Annotated in this window: 15 protein-coding genes and 1 pseudogene; 12 read left to right on the top strand and 4 right to left on the bottom strand. The window is 63.7% G+C overall.

Annotation, left to right across the window (positions count from 1 at the left end):
• The first annotated feature begins 147 nt into the window (after positions 1-147).
• Positions 148-1,182, top strand: a complete 1,035-nt coding sequence (locus tag ACXAID_RS07940) for an IS630 family transposase (protein ID WP_475021651.1) — start codon at positions 148-150, stop codon at positions 1,180-1,182.
• Positions 1,183-1,236: 54 nt separating this feature from the next.
• On the opposite strand, the gene ACXAID_RS07935 is transcribed toward ACXAID_RS07940, so the two are convergent.
• Complete coding sequence (locus ACXAID_RS07935) at positions 1,237-1,527, bottom strand: putative quinol monooxygenase (RefSeq protein ID WP_475021650.1); 291 nt, start codon at positions 1,525-1,527, stop codon at positions 1,237-1,239.
• 43 nt (positions 1,528-1,570) lie between these two features.
• Entirely contained in the window at positions 1,571-2,680 is a 1,110-nt protein-coding gene (locus tag ACXAID_RS07930) for an NDMA-dependent alcohol dehydrogenase (protein ID WP_475021685.1), read from the bottom strand.
• Positions 2,681-3,255: 575 nt separating this feature from the next.
• Here ACXAID_RS07930 and moaA point away from each other — a divergent pair.
• From moaA to ACXAID_RS07880, 10 genes are all read left to right on the top strand, one after another.
• Complete coding sequence (moaA, locus tag ACXAID_RS07925; protein ID WP_475021649.1) at positions 3,256-4,317, top strand: GTP 3',8-cyclase MoaA; 1,062 nt, start codon at positions 3,256-3,258, stop codon at positions 4,315-4,317.
• Positions 4,318-4,375: 58 nt separating this feature from the next.
• Positions 4,376-4,747 (top strand): 4a-hydroxytetrahydrobiopterin dehydratase, encoded by a 372-nt coding sequence (locus ACXAID_RS07920; RefSeq protein WP_475021648.1) that lies wholly within the window; start codon positions 4,376-4,378, stop codon positions 4,745-4,747.
• Complete coding sequence (gene moaC, locus ACXAID_RS07915; RefSeq protein ID WP_475021647.1) at positions 4,747-5,238, top strand: cyclic pyranopterin monophosphate synthase MoaC; 492 nt, start codon at positions 4,747-4,749, stop codon at positions 5,236-5,238. Before ACXAID_RS07920 ends, moaC begins: the two co-directional genes overlap by 1 nt.
• Before the next feature lie 26 nt (positions 5,239-5,264).
• Complete coding sequence (locus ACXAID_RS07910; RefSeq protein ID WP_475021646.1) at positions 5,265-5,942, top strand: molybdenum cofactor biosynthesis protein; 678 nt, start codon at positions 5,265-5,267, stop codon at positions 5,940-5,942.
• 71 nt (positions 5,943-6,013) lie between these two features.
• Positions 6,014-6,544 carry a methyltransferase domain-containing protein gene (locus tag ACXAID_RS07905; protein ID WP_475021645.1) on the top strand — a complete coding sequence of 177 codons (531 nt, stop codon included), beginning with the start codon at positions 6,014-6,016 and terminating at the stop codon, positions 6,542-6,544.
• Positions 6,538-7,215, top strand: coding sequence for an HAD family hydrolase (locus tag ACXAID_RS07900; RefSeq protein WP_475021644.1), 678 nt, complete (start codon positions 6,538-6,540; stop codon positions 7,213-7,215). The genes ACXAID_RS07905 and ACXAID_RS07900 overlap by 7 nt, the downstream gene beginning before the upstream one ends.
• 7 nt (positions 7,216-7,222) lie before the next feature.
• Positions 7,223-8,533, top strand: coding sequence for a DUF1800 domain-containing protein (locus ACXAID_RS07895; RefSeq protein WP_475021643.1), 1,311 nt, complete (start codon positions 7,223-7,225; stop codon positions 8,531-8,533).
• A gap of 12 nt (positions 8,534-8,545) precedes the next feature.
• The gene (locus ACXAID_RS07890; RefSeq protein ID WP_475021642.1) at positions 8,546-9,772 is read left to right on the top strand and encodes a DUF1501 domain-containing protein; all 1,227 of its coding nucleotides are present in this window, start codon (positions 8,546-8,548) and stop codon (positions 9,770-9,772) included.
• Between the two features lie 27 nt (positions 9,773-9,799).
• Positions 9,800-10,969, top strand: a complete 1,170-nt coding sequence (gene moeB / locus ACXAID_RS07885) for a molybdopterin-synthase adenylyltransferase MoeB (protein ID WP_475021641.1) — start codon at positions 9,800-9,802, stop codon at positions 10,967-10,969.
• A gap of 149 nt (positions 10,970-11,118) precedes the next feature.
• Positions 11,119-12,327 (top strand): alpha-hydroxy acid oxidase, encoded by a 1,209-nt coding sequence (locus tag ACXAID_RS07880; RefSeq protein WP_475021640.1) that lies wholly within the window; start codon positions 11,119-11,121, stop codon positions 12,325-12,327.
• A 408-nt stretch (positions 12,328-12,735) separates the two neighbouring features.
• On the opposite strand, the gene ACXAID_RS07875 is transcribed toward ACXAID_RS07880, so the two are convergent.
• Both ACXAID_RS07875 and ACXAID_RS07870 read right to left on the bottom strand, forming a co-directional pair.
• A complete protein-coding gene (locus ACXAID_RS07875) occupies positions 12,736-13,038 on the bottom strand; it encodes a hypothetical protein (RefSeq protein WP_475021688.1) in 303 nt (100 codons plus the stop codon).
• Between the two features lie 463 nt (positions 13,039-13,501).
• Positions 13,502-13,867, bottom strand: a pseudogene (locus ACXAID_RS07870) (PGRS repeat-containing protein); the annotation flags it as partial.
• 1,209 nt (positions 13,868-15,076) lie between these two features.
• Between ACXAID_RS07870 and ACXAID_RS07865 the strand changes: the two are divergent.
• Positions 15,077-15,496, top strand: a complete 420-nt coding sequence (locus ACXAID_RS07865; RefSeq protein WP_475021639.1) for a hypothetical protein — start codon at positions 15,077-15,079, stop codon at positions 15,494-15,496.
• Positions 15,497-15,563: the final 67 nt, after the last annotated feature.

Below are 15,563 nucleotides of genomic sequence, written 5' to 3'. Positions count from 1 at the left end.
TCAACGCGCGGCGCCAAAGAAACGCATGCTGGTAATTCGCTTCCGTTTCCACTTCGGTACAGCATCTTCTATCAAGATACTTTTGAATCACCCTGACGCACAGGAGAAGTAGTAGTGAACGACACACATCTATCGTACTCTGTCGGAATGCCTGGGCCAGATGACGCCAAGATCCTTTTGGCTGACGGTGAGCGCGCCGTACTCGAAGAGTGGTCTTGGCAGAATTCGAGCTCGACCAAGCTGGGTCTGCGTGCGCGGATCATCCTCGGCGCCGCCGCGGGAGTGTCGAACGCCGAGTTGGCCCGGCAATTCGGAACGACGCGGTCGACGGTGCGCCGCTGGCGGAAGCGCTTTGTCGAGGACCGCTGCGAAGGTTTGCTAGATCATCCGCGGTCTGGGCGGCCCCGAGAGCTCGACGACGCCAAGATCGAGGCGCTGATTGTTGCAACGCTGCAGGCAAGCCCACCCAATGGCGCGCGCTGGTCGACCCGCTCGATGGCTTCACATCTAGGACTGTCGCAGTCAACGGTGATGCGCGTTTGGCACGCATTCGGTCTAGCCCCGCACAAACAGGAGTCGTCGGCGGCGGCTGCGCCCGGTCAAGGATTCGTCGACAAGGTCAGCGACGTGGTCGGCCTGTTCCTCAGCCCACCCGAGCGCGCCCTGGCCGTATCCGCTGACAAACTCACGCGAATCGACGCAGCCGATCTCACCCAGGCCGCGTTCTCGACGGCCGCGCCCGAGCTACGAACACAAGCCACATTGGGCCATCCAGCGAATACGGCAATGCACGTGTACACGACGCTGGATTGGATGACCAAAGCCACGATCTCCCCTCCGCTAGAGGCGCCGGACCGGGCCCGCGAATTCCTTACGTTCCTATCCAGAGTCGATTCCGCGGTTCCCGAAGAATTCGACATCTATCTGATCCTCCACCGCATGTCCACCCACAGACTGCCCTCGGTGAGGCGCTGGCTATCGGCTCATTCGAGAATCAACACGCATACGATGCGGACCAGCTCGGCGTGGCTCAACGTGGTCGGACTCTGCTTCGCCGAGTTGAACCGCAGAGGACGGCAACTCGGCCCGAACAGCGCTGACCATCCGCTGCGGGCCGATATCCACGGCTGGGTAAGACACGGTGCTCGGGGATCCTACCTATGGACCCGCCCGCCGGAATAGCTCAGTGACACAGTCGAAACCGTCGGCCTAGAGTACAAACTGCGTCCAAGCGGCCTAGGTGACCGTGACGAACTCGGTTATCGAAAACTCCGAGACCGCCCCACTCGTTGCCTCGATGTAGGCCCTCATGTGCGGGGCCGACCTATGTGCCTGCCACAGCTCGCGCGATTCCCAGTTCTCGAACGAAACAAAGTGACTGGCATCCTCGGCATCCTGATACAACTCGCATCGAACACAGCCCTGATCGCCCCGCGTCGCCGTCGTCACCCTTTCAAGCTCGGATCTGACCAACTCGATCTGGCCCCCTTCGGCATGGATGTTCACAATGACGGTCAGCGACGACATCGCCACCTCTCTTTCGATCCGGCACTTCGTGGCGACACGGCCCTCAGTATGTGATCAGCCCACGCATGATTCGTCCGCTTAGTAGATCCTCATAGCCTTCATTGACCTCATCAAGCCGATACGTCTTCGTCACCAGTTCCTTGAGTTTCAACTCACCCGACCTGAACAGGGAAAGCAGACGAGGCAGGTCGGCATGTGGATTGCACCCACCGAATACGTTCCCCACGATCTCCTTCTGACTCATGATCAGGTCGATCAACTGAAGATCCACCTTCGAAGTCGTCGGACTGGCCACCGACGTCAAGCACGCACGGCCACCCTTGCGGGTGAGCTCCATCAGCGGTCGCAACATCTCACCGCTGAGCAGATTCACGGTCATGATCGTCTTGTCGGCCATCACACCCCGCGTCAGTTCAGTGACCAGGGGAAGCGCATCCGACATCGACTCCGCTGCGTGGGTTGCCCCCAGCAGCTGAGCCTGCTCGCGGCGGAAAGCCACTGGGTCGACCGCAACGATGTTCTGCGCGCCTGCAATTCGCGCACCCTGCACAGCGCTGGAACCCACTCCCCCACAACCCACAACGACAACGGTATCGCCCGGCCGCACCTGAGCACGGTTGACGGCCGCGCCAAAGCCAGTCGGAACACCACATCCCACCAGTGCGGCAAGCTCGAGCGGAATGTCGTCGTCGATCTTCACACAGGAATCTTGATGCACCACGGTATAGGGGCTGAAGGTACCGAGCAGCGCCATTCGCCGAAGGCCCTGTCCGCGTGCAAAACTCCGCGGCCTGCCATCACTGACGGGCAGGCCCGTCATCAGCACGGCGCCGTGGTCACAAAGCTGGGAGTAGCCGGTCGCACACCAGCGGCAGTGGCCACATGCCGGCATGAAGGCCAATACGACCCTGTCCCCGGGTTTCAACCGGTCGACACCGGAACTGACCTCCTCGACCACCCCCGCGCCTTCATGGCCGCCCAGCAGAGGCAGATCCGTCGGGATGTTGCCGTTGCGGGGATGGTGATCTGAGTGGCAGAGCCCACTTGCCGCGAGCCTGACCACCACCTCGCCGGGCCGGGGTGCATGGTGATCGACCTCCTCGACACTCCAATCAGCGCCGACCTCCCAGAGAATTGCGCCTTGAGTTTTCATCATCTCCTCCTCGACGGACCGCACGCTGAAGAGCCAATCCCGACGAATCTTGCTGTTGAGAACTCCTCACGATGTGCCCACTTCATCTGTCGGACAGACTGATTAATGGTAGTCAGTCGCTCTTGGACGGCATTGCGACATCATGCGAACATCGGCGCCGGCGTCAGACGACGACCTGTCGCCGACCCCGGCCGCCCAGCCAAACAGTCGGCCCGAAGAGCCGCGCCCAGCGACTCACATCAATTCCTAGCAGGAGTCGGCCATCAATGCCAGACGTACTTCAAGATTCAAGTGTCGGTAACTGAATCGCCACATGCCCGAAGCTGAACCACAAGTTTGAACGTCCTCCTCGACAATTGGCGACGCCATGTTCGCCTGAAGGACACACAGTATTCGCAACAACGGTTCAGGACTATTGCATCGCCGGATGACTACTTGAGCTTCAGTAAATTCTGTTTCCTACCGACGGCCCGACCGACAATCCAGTGCTACGTTCAACTTGCTCGCAGCGAGCCATGAAAGCTCAATCGCATTAGTAGGCCGTGTTATTCAGATTCGACGCGAGAGGTCCAGCTATGTCCACAGAGGCAACAGAAGCACCAGCCGGCGTTGCCGACATATTTGCCAGGCCGCTCAGCGACCTTCGGCTGTCGGTAATCGACCAATGCAACCTGCGATGCCAGTACTGCATGCCCGAGGAAGAGTACGCGTGGTTGCCGAAGTCAGATCTCCTCAGCATCGATGAAATAGGCCGCATTGTCGATGTATTTGCTAGAGCAGGCGTCAAGAAGGTTCGACTCACCGGGGGAGAACCTCTCATCCGGCCCGACATCAACCAGATCATCCGCCTGCTCGCCGACAAGATCACCGAGTCCGCAACCCTCGACGACCTCGCGATCACGACGAACGGCGTACTCCTCGCCGACCGCGCCCAAGGGCTTCGCGAGGCTGGCCTTCGTAGAGTCACAGTCAGCCTTGATACGTTGCGACCCAAACGATTCGAACTGTTGAGCCGGCGAACAACGCATGCCAGGGTGATCAACGGAATCAAGGCAGTCGCCGCGGCGGGATTCACCAGCACCAAGATCGATACCGTGGTCATGCGAGATGTCAACGATGACGAGCTTGCCGATCTTATCGAGTTCGGTCGCTCGGTCGATGCAGAGGTCCGTTTCATCGAGTACATGGATGTCGGCGGAGCCACCCACTGGTCGCATGGCAAAGTCGTCTCCAAGGCCGAGATAATCGCGACACTCCAGCACCAGTACGGCCCCATCGTCGCTCTCCCCAAGACGGATTCCGCGCCTGCGAACCGCTACCGCCTGCCCGACGGCACCACGTTCGGCGTGATCGCCTCCACAACCGAGCCGTTCTGCTCAACTTGCGACCGATCACGGCTCACCGCAGACGGAATCTGGCTGCACTGCCTCTACGCCCTGTCCGGCACCAATCTGCGCGATCCGCTCCGTCAAGGCGCCACCGACGACGAACTACTCGACATCGTCACCAACGGCTGGAGCAGCCGCGCCAGCCGCGGCGCGGAACTCCGTCATTCGCAACGCAAACGGGGAGTGTTCCTTCCTGTAAGCGCTCTCAAGACCGACCCGCACCTGGAAATGCACACCCGGGGCGGCTGAACTGACCACCCGCACAACCACAACCGCCCAACCTCTACCACAACCAGAAGGGAACAGCATGGTCACCATCGATTCCGCCGGCCACACCTGCGCCGTGTCCCACGAAGTATGCGACGGCCAGACCAAGGAACTCATGGGCGAAGACATCACCGCGCGTATGCCCTCGATCCCGGGCTGGGAGCTCGCCGACGGATGCCTGCAACGCACATTCCGGTTCGCGAGCTTCTCGCAGAGTCTCGGGTTCGTCACACAGATGGCGATGATCGCCGAGAAGATCAACCACCATCCAGACTTCTGCGTCAACAGCAAGAGAGCGGTAACGGTGACGCTCTGGACCCACCAGATGAACTGCCTGACCGGACTCGACTTCGACCTGGCCGAGGCGATCAGCGCTGTGGCCCCCACATTGCCCGGATCGGAGGCCAGCTGATGGGCGAGGTCCTCACTCACCTCGACGAGAACGGCGCTGCCCGGATGGTCGATGTCTCCGGGAAGTCGGTGACTCACCGCCACGCACGTGCTTCGGGAACCGTGATCATGGCCGCATCGACCTTGGACATGATCATCAACGGCGCGGCCGCGAAGGGTGACGTGCTCGCCGCGGCGCGTCTTGCCGGGATCATGGCCGCCAAGCGAGCTGGTGACCTGATCCCACTGTGCCATCCGCTCGGCATGGAGGCGGTCACTGTCGAACTGGCCCCCCACTTTCCCGGCCAGTTGTCTATCAGCGCCAGCACGACCACCATCGGCCGCACAGGCGTTGAGATGGAGGCGTTGACTGCTGTCGCGGTCGCAGCGCTGACCGTCTACGACATGTGCAAGGCCGTGGACCGCAGCATGACCATCTCCGACATCGTTCTCGAGGAGAAAAGTGGTGGCCGGTCGGGCCACTACCTCCGCAACGCCGACTCGACTCCCTGAACCTCCGCCGCAGAAAGTAGACCAGCATGGATTCTGTCATCACAGTCAACGTCCTGTATTTCGGAATAATTCGCGAGGCCTGCAGCGGCGCGCGGGAGGAGAAGGTCACCCTGCAGCACGACGCAACCGTTGCCGATCTCGTCGCGGCGGTCACGGACCGACATCCCGCTATCGCTACCCATCGCCGAGGGGTGAAGATGGCCGTGAACGAAGCAATCGCGCCCCCCTCGACGACACTCGACGAAGGCGACACCGTCGCCTTCATCCCGCAGGTGGCCGGTGGCTCCGATCGCTACACGCGCCTGACCGACCAGCCGCTGAGCATCGACGAGGTGTTCAACGCAGTCAATGTCCCTAGCCAAGGGGGCACGGTCATCTTTGTCGGTATCGTGCGCGACCACAACCAGGGACACGAGGTCACCAAGCTACTCTACGAGGCCTACCCTGAGATGGTCTATCGCACACTTGATTCCATCGTCGAACGGTGCGAGGACACCGGTGACGGCGTGCGGGTCGCCGTCGCGCACCGCACGGGCGAGCTGCACATCGGCGACTTCGCGGTCGTCATCGCTGCATCTGCACCGCATCGCGCCGAGGCATTCGAGGCAGCCCGGATGTGTATTGAGCTACTCAAGGAGGAGACGCCGATCTGGAAGAAGGAGTTCTCCTCCGACGGTGCGGAATGGATCGGCACTCGTCCGTGAGCGGTGGTATACCGCCGACTCTGGCCGGCAATCCGGACCGGCTCCGTTGGAATCAGAAGTACGAACAATCGGTGCTCAACGGCGTCTTCAACTTCGCCCCGGGATCGTGGCTTCCCGACCTGCTCGAAGCGGATCCCCCGGAAGGGCCGGTTCTCGAGCTGGCGGGGGGACGTTCCGGAACGGCTCTGGCACTGGCGGAATCTGATCGACACGTCACCGTAGTCGATGTCTCCGACGTCGCACTCCGGGAAGTCGCCGATGAAGGTGCGCGGCGTGGCCTGACCGGCCGACTGACCCTGACACACGCCGACTTGCTTACGTGGGTTCCCGAGCGGCGTCACTACGCGCTTGTGATGTGCAGATACTTCTGGGATCCCGGCGTCTTCCACAAGGCGTGCGGGGCCGTCGCCGACGGCGGCGTGCTGGCCTGGGAGGCGCCAGTGGCCAATGACCGACACAGCTCGCATGTTCGCGAACAGTGGCGTCCCAAGCCGGGTGAGCCGGCCAGCCTGTTGTCCCCGGAATTCGCGCTGCTACGCCAGGACGACATCGCGGCCGACTCGAAAGTATCCCGCTTGATGATCGCTCGAAAGTCATGCTGAGCACCGACACCCGGCCCACCAGCGCCCCGTGCATCGTCTGGGACTGGAACGGAACGCTGTACGACGACCGGAAGCTGTTGCTCACCAGCGTTGAGGCTACGTTGCACACGCTCGGCCTGTCGGCGCTGTCGCAAGACGAGATCATCGCCAGCTTCCGCCGGCCTATGCGCGCATTCGTCGACGCGATCCTGGACCGAACGCTCACCGACATGGAGTGGAACCTCTTCGACGAGACCTTCGAGAACACCTACCTGGACAACCTCGGCAGTGCAGCACTGGTTCCCGGTGCCATGCAAGCCCTGTGTGCCGCCCGCCGCCGCACTGCCGAACAGCACCTTGTTTCGCTGTGGCCGCACGATCACCTTGTCGAGGTCCTCTGTCGGTACGGTCTGACGTCGCTATTCGAAGTCGTGAGGGGCCGACGCGATCCGCGCCAGACCAAGTCCGCGATGATCGCCGAACTACTGGCCGAGCGTCGTGTGCATCCCGGCGAGGTGTACCTCATCGGTGACACTCGCGACGACGCCGCCGCTGCCAAAGCAGCCGGCGCCAAGGCGGTCCTGGTAACGGGCGCATCGTTGGAGGAACTTGACGAGCGCGACGCGCACGCCGCCGGAGCCGAATTGACCCGTTCGATCGAAGAGGCAGTTGAACATGTGTGCCGCATCTAACCACTCCGTGCCGACACAAACACGGGAGTGGATCGCAGCCGCGCGAGTACTGCGCCGATCCGGATTCGGGACCACGGGGCAAAGGGTCGACGAGCTGGCGGGAAGCGACCTCGGCAACGCCGTGCGCACCCTACTCGACACCGACCCCGCGCAGGACCCCGGCGCTATCGCGACACCGATGCCAAGCTATTCAGATCCGGCGACCGACGACGAGTTCGCAACACATGCCGACGGCGCTCGACACACCCACCGGGAAGCTCAGCTGGTGGACTTGACGCGATGGTGGATACGTCGCATGTCGACCGTCGAAGAACCCCTACACGAAAAGCTCACGCTGTTGTGGCACAACCACTTCGCCACCTCAGCGAGGGTAGTCGACCGTGCGTCCTACATGGCCGACCAGCACCGGAAACTGCGCGCCCACCAGCTCGGCGACTTCCATGATCTAGCCTTCGCGATGCTCACCGACGCTGCCATGCTCGTATGGCTAAATGGGGACGACAACAGCGCCGCCGGACACCCCAATGAGAACCTTGCCCGCGAGTTCCTCGAACTGTTCGCGCTGGGCCATGGAAACGGGTACACCGAGAATGACATTCGGGACGCGGCCAGATCTCTTACCGGGTGGCGGGTGGATGCGCGCGGGAACAGCTTCGTGGAGCAGTCCGACCACGATGCCACGGTCAAGACCGTGCTGGGGGTCACCGGAGCACTCGACGCAACAGCGCTCTGCGACATCGTCCTGAACCACCCGAACTCCGCGCCGTACGTCGCCGGCGGGCTGTGGCAGCAGCTGGCCTGCGACTCCGCACCGTCGAAGCCCGCGTTACGTCGGCTCGTCGCCGCCTACGGATCGCGCCGGGACCTGAAAGCACTCACCGCCGCGGTGCTGACCGACGAGGAATTCGCCCGTGGGACCTCGATCACCACCCCGATCGAATGGCTGATCGGTATCGTCCGCACGCTCCAGGTCCCTGTGAGCACGGACCAGACGGCGGGCTGGATCGACGGGATCCTGACCCAACTGGGTCACCGGCCGTTCTATCCGATCGGTGTCAACGGTTGGCCACAGGGCAGAGTGTGGGTGTCGACGGCGAGCACAGCCATCCGGCTGTCGGCCGCCGCAGAGCTGGCGACAATGGGCGACCTGTCGACCCTCGACGAAGCGGCACCAGCCGACCGCGTCGACGCGGTGGGCTACCTGCTGGGAATCGGAGCATGGTCTGACTCCACGGCCAAGGCACTCCAGCAACTGTCCGCAAACACCGTCCGCCTGTTCACCGCGGCGGTGAACACACCCGAGTACCTCGTCAGCTGAGAGGACACCGAAATGACCGCATCGGCACCTCGCACGTCGCGGAGCTCCGAGGGTGGCGAAGCCCCCGCCATGGCGGGGGCACCTGCCGAGAACAACCCATCGGATTCCCCACCGATCCTGGTGATCGTGTCGCTGTACGGCGGCAACGATGGCCTGAACACGGTCATTCCGTATACCGACGGCGCCTACTACGACGCGCGGCCAGGCTTCGCCTATGACGTCGCCGACACCATCGGGCTAGACGGGCATCTGGGCCTCAACCCAGCCTTGACCGGCCTGGGCGCACTTTGGGCCGACGAGAAGCTTGCGATCGTGCACGGAGTGTCCTACCCCAACCCCGACCATAGTCATTTCAGGTCGATGGACATCTGGCAGAGCGCATCACCGGCCCAGCCCGTCGGCACGGGCTGGATCGGACGATGGCTCGACACCACCGGTGGCGACCCCCTGCGAGCCATCAGTATCGGTTCGGTGCTCCCCTTGGTCGCCCTGGGCGAGAAGTACACCGCACTTGCACTCACGGAAGCCGCGTGGCCACCCCCCACACCCGCCGATACGGCCTTGGCTGCGCTGGGGACCGCTGACCCCCAGGACGACTCAGCGAGGTCGGCTGTGCGGCTGCAGTGCCGCGCCGCCGACACACTCCGTGGGTCAGGAATCCCGTTACCCGCCATCACCGCCACGGCCACGAACGACCAACCCGTCGTCGCACGCGCCTGTCGTTACGACCCGTCCAACAGACTGGCCGCCCAGCTCCAGATCGTCGCCCGGTGCATCAAGGCCGACATGCCCACCCGCGTGTACATCGTCGAACTGGGCGGCTTCGACACCCACGCCGATCAGCTTGGCACCCAGCAATCGCTGCTCGGGCTGCTCGACGAGGGTATGTGCACCTTCCTGCGCGATATGGACGCCAGCGGGAACGGCAAGAACGTCGTGGTGTTGGCCTACTCGGAGTTCGGCCGCCGAGTGGCCGCCAACACATCGCAAGGAACCGACCATGGCACGGCTGGCCCCCTCTTCGTCGCCGGCAACCCGGTCAAAGGTGGGTTCTACGGCGAACACCCGAGTCTGACGGATCTCGACGACGGCGACCTCAAGGGCACCGTCGACTTCCGCGACGTCTATCACGAACTACTTGTCAATACGCTCGGCGCCGACCCGGTCCCCGTCATCGGTGGCGGCCGAGCCGAGTTGGGCTTTCTGCACCAGCCCCAAATCAGCCCTCGCACTCAGTAAGCAACGACTCGATCAAGGAGACGACCTGTGACAACCCCACCACTGGTCTCCGAGCACCCGGAGCTCACCGCCGAGGAGGTCCGACGTTACAGTCGGCACCTGACCATCCCCGAGATCGGCCTGCCTGGCCAGAAGCGACTCAAGGGCTCCCGGGTATTATGCGTTGGGGCAGGCGGATTGGGCTCCCCCGCACTGATCTACCTTGCGGCCGCCGGTGTTGGGACACTCGGTGTGATCGACTTCGACGTCGTCGACGAGTCGAATCTGCAGCGCCAGATCATCCACCAGACGTCCGATGTCAATCGGCTGAAGGTCGACTCAGCCGCTGAGACGATCCACGGAATCAATCCCCGGGTCGACGTCATCACCCACAACGACACGCTGGAGTCCGGCAATGCGCTCGACCTGTTCAAGGGCTACGACCTGATCGTCGACGGCACCGACAACTTCGCCACCCGCTACCTCGTCAACGATGCCGCCGTGCTCACTGGACGACCCTACGTCTGGGGGTCGATCTACCGCTTCGACGGCCAGGCCAGCGTTTTCGGCGCACAGGACGGGCCGTGCTATCGGTGCCTCCACCCTGAGCCGCCACCCCCCGGATCAGTACCCAACTGCGCCGAAGGCGGAGTTCTGGGGGTCCTGTGCGCCACGATCGCCTCCATCCAGGTGACCGAGGCGGTCAAGCTCTTGACCGGCATCGGCGAACCACTCATCGGTCGTCTGATGACCTATGACGCACTGGATATGTCATTTCGGACGGTGGGATTCAGTAGGGACCCGAACTGCGCACTCTGCGGAAAGGAGCCGACCGTCACCGCGCTCGTCGACTACGACACCTTCTGTGGCGCCACCGCGAGTCAACCAAACCTGGATGCCAGCGTCACCAGCCACGAATTACACGCGAAACAGGTGTCTGGAAACGAGTTCCTGCTCATCGACGTCAGAGAACAAACCGAGTTCGACATCGTGCGCATACCGGCTAGTACTCTCATCCCCAAATCCGAGTTCGTCTCCGGCGCCGCACTGTCACGACTTCCCCGTGACGCAGAGATCATCCTGTACTGCAAATCCGGAGTCAGGTCGGCCGAAGTGCTGTCCATGCTCGACGCGGCCGGCTTCACCAACGCCAAACACCTTCAGGGCGGCGTCCTGTCGTGGATCAAGACCATCGACCCGTCGCTGCCGACCTACTGATCGGATCACGACATGCGAGCCGACGTCTTCCTACGCCGCAACTCTGAGCTCCGTTGCCTCAGCGCCAGGTCCGCTACCGAGTCTTCGCTGACCTGGAACAGGACCAACGATGCGATTCGTCCGCACCCCGACCTGCCGAAGAGGGCGGCGTGGTGAGACCGTCCTTTCGGTACCGGCTGCGTGCACGCCAGAGTCTGGCTTCCATCGAGGACTATCAGCAGGCGGCGATGGACGCACTGCCGAACGTGGCCAGGGCATTCGTCGAGGGCGGCGCCGGAGATGAACGGACCCTGCGGGCGAACCGCCGGGCCTTCGCACAATGGACTCTGCGGCAACGCGTTCTTGCCGGTCACGTGGACATCGACCTCAGTACGATCATTGATGGCCAACAGTTCGATCTACCAGTTGTGCTGTCGCCGGCCGGCATGGCCGGACTCGTGCACTGGTCGGGAGAACGTGCAGCTGCCCAGGCCGCCGAACGTGCCGGGACGCGGCTGACACTCAGCACCGCCGCCACCTACTCACTCGAAGAGGTCGCCGAGGCCACCGAGAATGACCACTGGTTTCAGCTCTACCCGTGGGGCGGGCCTCCGACCTCCGACAGCTTGACAGCTCAGCTTCTCCGGCGAGCGCGCGATGCCGGGTATCGATCCCTCGTCGTCACCGTCGATGTGCCCGTGGCCGGCAACAGACTCCGCGAGCAACGTGCAGGTGTCAGCAACCCGCCAACTCTGACGCCAGGGGCGATGGCCGATGCCGCGATCCACCCTCGCTGGTGGTATGGCCTGCTCCGCCACCGCCGCATGACCATGCGCAACATGGCCTACAACGACGGCGCAACCGGCCCCGCTCCACCGGCAGCACCGTTGCCGCACCACATCCGGCCCGAGGTGACGTGGGATGAGTTGTCTGCCATACGCGACCTCTGGGACGGGCCGTTCATCGTCAAGGGAGTCCTCGAGCCGACCGACGCACTCAAGGCCGTCGACGAAATCGGGGCCACCGGTGTCGTGGTATCGAACCATGGCGGACGCCAACTCAATCGCGCCACGGCCTCACTGGACGCGCTGCCAGCCATCGCGGCAGCACTAGCTGGCCGGGCATCGGTACTTGTGGACGGTGGCATACGCTGCGGTGAAGATGCCGTCATCGCGCTGGCGCTCGGTGCCGATGCAGTGATGATAGGGCGCCCCTATCTCTACGGTCTCGCCGTCGACGGCGCCGAAGGTGTCGAGGCGGTCCTGGAGCTGTTGGCAGCAGAGATTCAGCGGACCCTGTCGTGTATGGGCGTCGCGACAACCAACGAGCTAGGGCCCGATCACGTGGAGCACTGCGGTCGCGGGGAACCCAGCGCGTAAACCACGGCGGCCTCGGCGATAGCAGAACAGCTGCGGCATCGCTGCTGACATCACCTTCAGTGCACTACCATCCCCACGGGCACAGCGCCGGAGACCGTCAGTCCTCGGATCCGCCGCTGCTACCGTCGGCCCCGTCGCCGCCGCCGTTGCCGTCTGGGCCGGCATCGCCCGGACTTCCGCTAGCCCCGCTGCTGCTGCCGCTGCCAGGCGTACCTGGCGCTCCCCCGGCGCCGCCTGCGCCGCCTGCACCACCGGTACCGCCTCGACCGGAACCTCCGTCGGTACCCGCACCCCTTGCAGCGCCACCATTTCCACCGTTTCCGCCACTTCCCCCATCGCCACCGGCTGCGCCGTCGCCACCGCTTCCAGCCGCCCCGCCGGCCCCAGTCGTGGCCGTTCCGTCGCCGATCACGACCGCAGCGCCGGCGTCACCGCCGTCACCGCCTGGACCGCCTGGGGCGCCCATCCCGCCAGTCCCGCCCGTGCCGCCGTGGCCACCATCGCCACCGTCGCCGACCAGCGCGCCTCCGCGTCCACCATCGCCGCCGCGGCCTCCGCTACCTCCGTCGCCACCAGCGGCACTGGCGTCCCCGCCACCACCACCGTCGCCACCAGTCCCGGAATTAGCGCTACTCGATGGGCCTCCGGAAGCCGTCGCATCTCCTCCGGCGCCGCCGTTGCCACCGGCAGCACCTTCACCGCCCGGTCCACCGTTCCCACCTACTCCGCCAACCGCCGTCGCAGTACCATCTTCAGCCACGACAGACGCACTCGTGCTCACGCCGGGACCCCCATTGCCCCCCGGAGCTCCAGAGCCGCCCGCACCGCCGTCACCGCCGTGACCGCCGTCTCCTGGGTTCTGCGGGTTGGCGAAGCCGAGATAGATCGTGGCGAAGTCTTTCGCTGTCGCATTCGAATCGCCGACGTAGCCACCGATACCACCAGCCACTCCAGGGTTTCCGTCGCCAGCGTCACCACCAGGAAGAACCAGTTGAACATTCACGCTGTGCGCCTCGGGGTAATTGAGGTTCGCACCTGGCAGGACTTCACCGTCCACCGCAGGGGTGCCGTTGGGGTCTAGACCGGGATTGCGGCCATCCAACCCGGCAACCCCGCGCCCGCCAGCTCCACCCTGGCCGCCGTTACCGATCAAGCCGGCGTCCCCGCCGTTCCCTCCGTTCCCGCCCAGGCCGCCGAACCCACCATCGCCGCCGTTGCCGATCCACCCGGCGTTTCCGCCGTCGCCCCCTGCCTGACCCGGGTCGAGCCCGTTGCCGCCGTCGCCACCGCTGCCCCACACCAGCCCGCCATCGCCGCCATCTTGGCCCGGATCGCCGTCGGCACCGTTGCCGATCAACAACCCGCCGTTTTGACCTGGTTCCACTGCGTTGCCGATCAGCCACCCGCCGGGCCCGACGGCGGGCCGGAACACCTGCCGCTCGGGCGCGGTGACCTCGGCCGCAGCAACCGTATTCGAGCCCGGGGCACTTCCGCCGACCGCCACGACCTGTCCACCACGGACAGCGCAGGCGCCGAACATCTCACACAAGTCCTCCGCCGGAGACAGCGGCGGACTGGTCAACGATGATTCCACTGAGACCAGTTCAGATTTCGCTCCCGGCCGTGGCTCACCGGAGCCTAGTGCCGGGACAAGGCTCGCTCCCGAAATCGCCAGACAAACCCCAACCCAGGGAACAGTCATCCGAATCGGAACTGCAGCTGCTGCCATGAGCTTCCCCTCGCCACAACACCAAAGACCATGAGACTGTCTGCAGACCTTACCATCTTTGGACACTCCGTGGCTAACAAACTCCACACCCACTTGCGAATCAGAAGAAGTGCCACGCCCAGTACATTGCCAACCCCGGACAAGACCCATGTTCGCCTGTTGTTCACGATCCGCCCGCCAACCGGCCACCATGGACGTGATCGTTTTCTTCTCAGCCAATACTGCTGCCCCACAGCGCTATAGCAACTGACCGTGCCGATGGCCGAGGCCATTCCCTCCAACAGGGGACGTTGTCGGCAAGATGGAACGGAGCCGCTGGTTCATTCGCAATGTGGATCCCGAGCACATCGATCTGCGGATCCACTGAGCAGACCGTTGGCAAACTAGTGGGGTACGCAAACGGCAGCCGCCAAGTCATGGCATCGTACGGATTCCCACTTCCGTGCCGATCCTGCAGAGCAGCGGACACCGCCACGATGAAAGACGCGACACAGTACGTTCATGTGCGCAGGCCGGCAGGGCCGAACGCCACGGCGATCCACTCCTTCCCTCCTACGTAGTGAAATTCGCCCGCGAGCTGCTCCAGTGCCGTCGTGGTGCTATGTTTGGCGCGCCAACAGCAGCGCGGCGACGATTGAGACTCGCTATAACAAAAGTGAACTTGGTCGACCAGGGGAGATTCTGGCGATGCCGAATTGCGGCCGGGCAAAGAGTTTTGGTCATCGATGTCGGATTGCTGCACTACCCAACGGCGCCGCGTTGGCGTGGCTCTGCGGTGTTGCGGTTCAGGTGCCATATCTCCGCGCTGCGGCTGTCGTCGGCGGCAACCCGTCATGCGACCCGCGATCATCGACCTCTTTTTGCCAGCACGCCTGCGAGATCACCGCTTTCAGCCTGGAGTCCAGGTCCCTCAGTCGCAAACGACTGCAAACACAGCGTTCCGATCAATTCACGAGACCGATCTGCAGCGGCCGATCAACGACCCGACCACCCGCCCAGCCGTGACCAGAAAGAGAGCCCATGGCCACCCACGACCTCACCGATCATCAGCCAGAGTGTCAGCAGCACGATGCCATGTCGACCGAGCCCGCTCCACAGGCGGCGGGGATCGCCTGCAATCACGTCGATTCCGCTTCAGTACCGTTCCCGTTTCCACGCGACCTGGCAGTCGAACCGTCAGCCGAACTGACACGCATTCGCCAGACCACGGGAGTATCGCTAGTGGAACTGCCGTCAGGCCATCACGCGTGGTTGGTTGCTGGCTATGACGACGTACGCAGCGCGCTGTCCGATCCACGCCTGAGTTGCGCGGCCGCCAGCCAGCCCGGGGCTCCCGAGTTCGTGCCCTTCGTCAAGCTGTGCAAGAGCCTGTTCAGTCTTGATCCCCCAGTGCACACCAGGGTCCGCAGTCTGTTGACTAGTGGTCCGTCTGCGAATTAGTGCGGTAGTTTGTAGTATGCCTGTTATGACAGCTGCCGCGTTGCCGGTCAGCGATGCCCAGCGTGCG

It is taken from the genome of Mycobacterium sp. ABE4_509 (assembly GCF_056160785.1).
The sequence above is the reverse complement of the archived record's forward strand: the minus strand, read 5'-3'. Positions and strand labels throughout refer to the sequence as shown.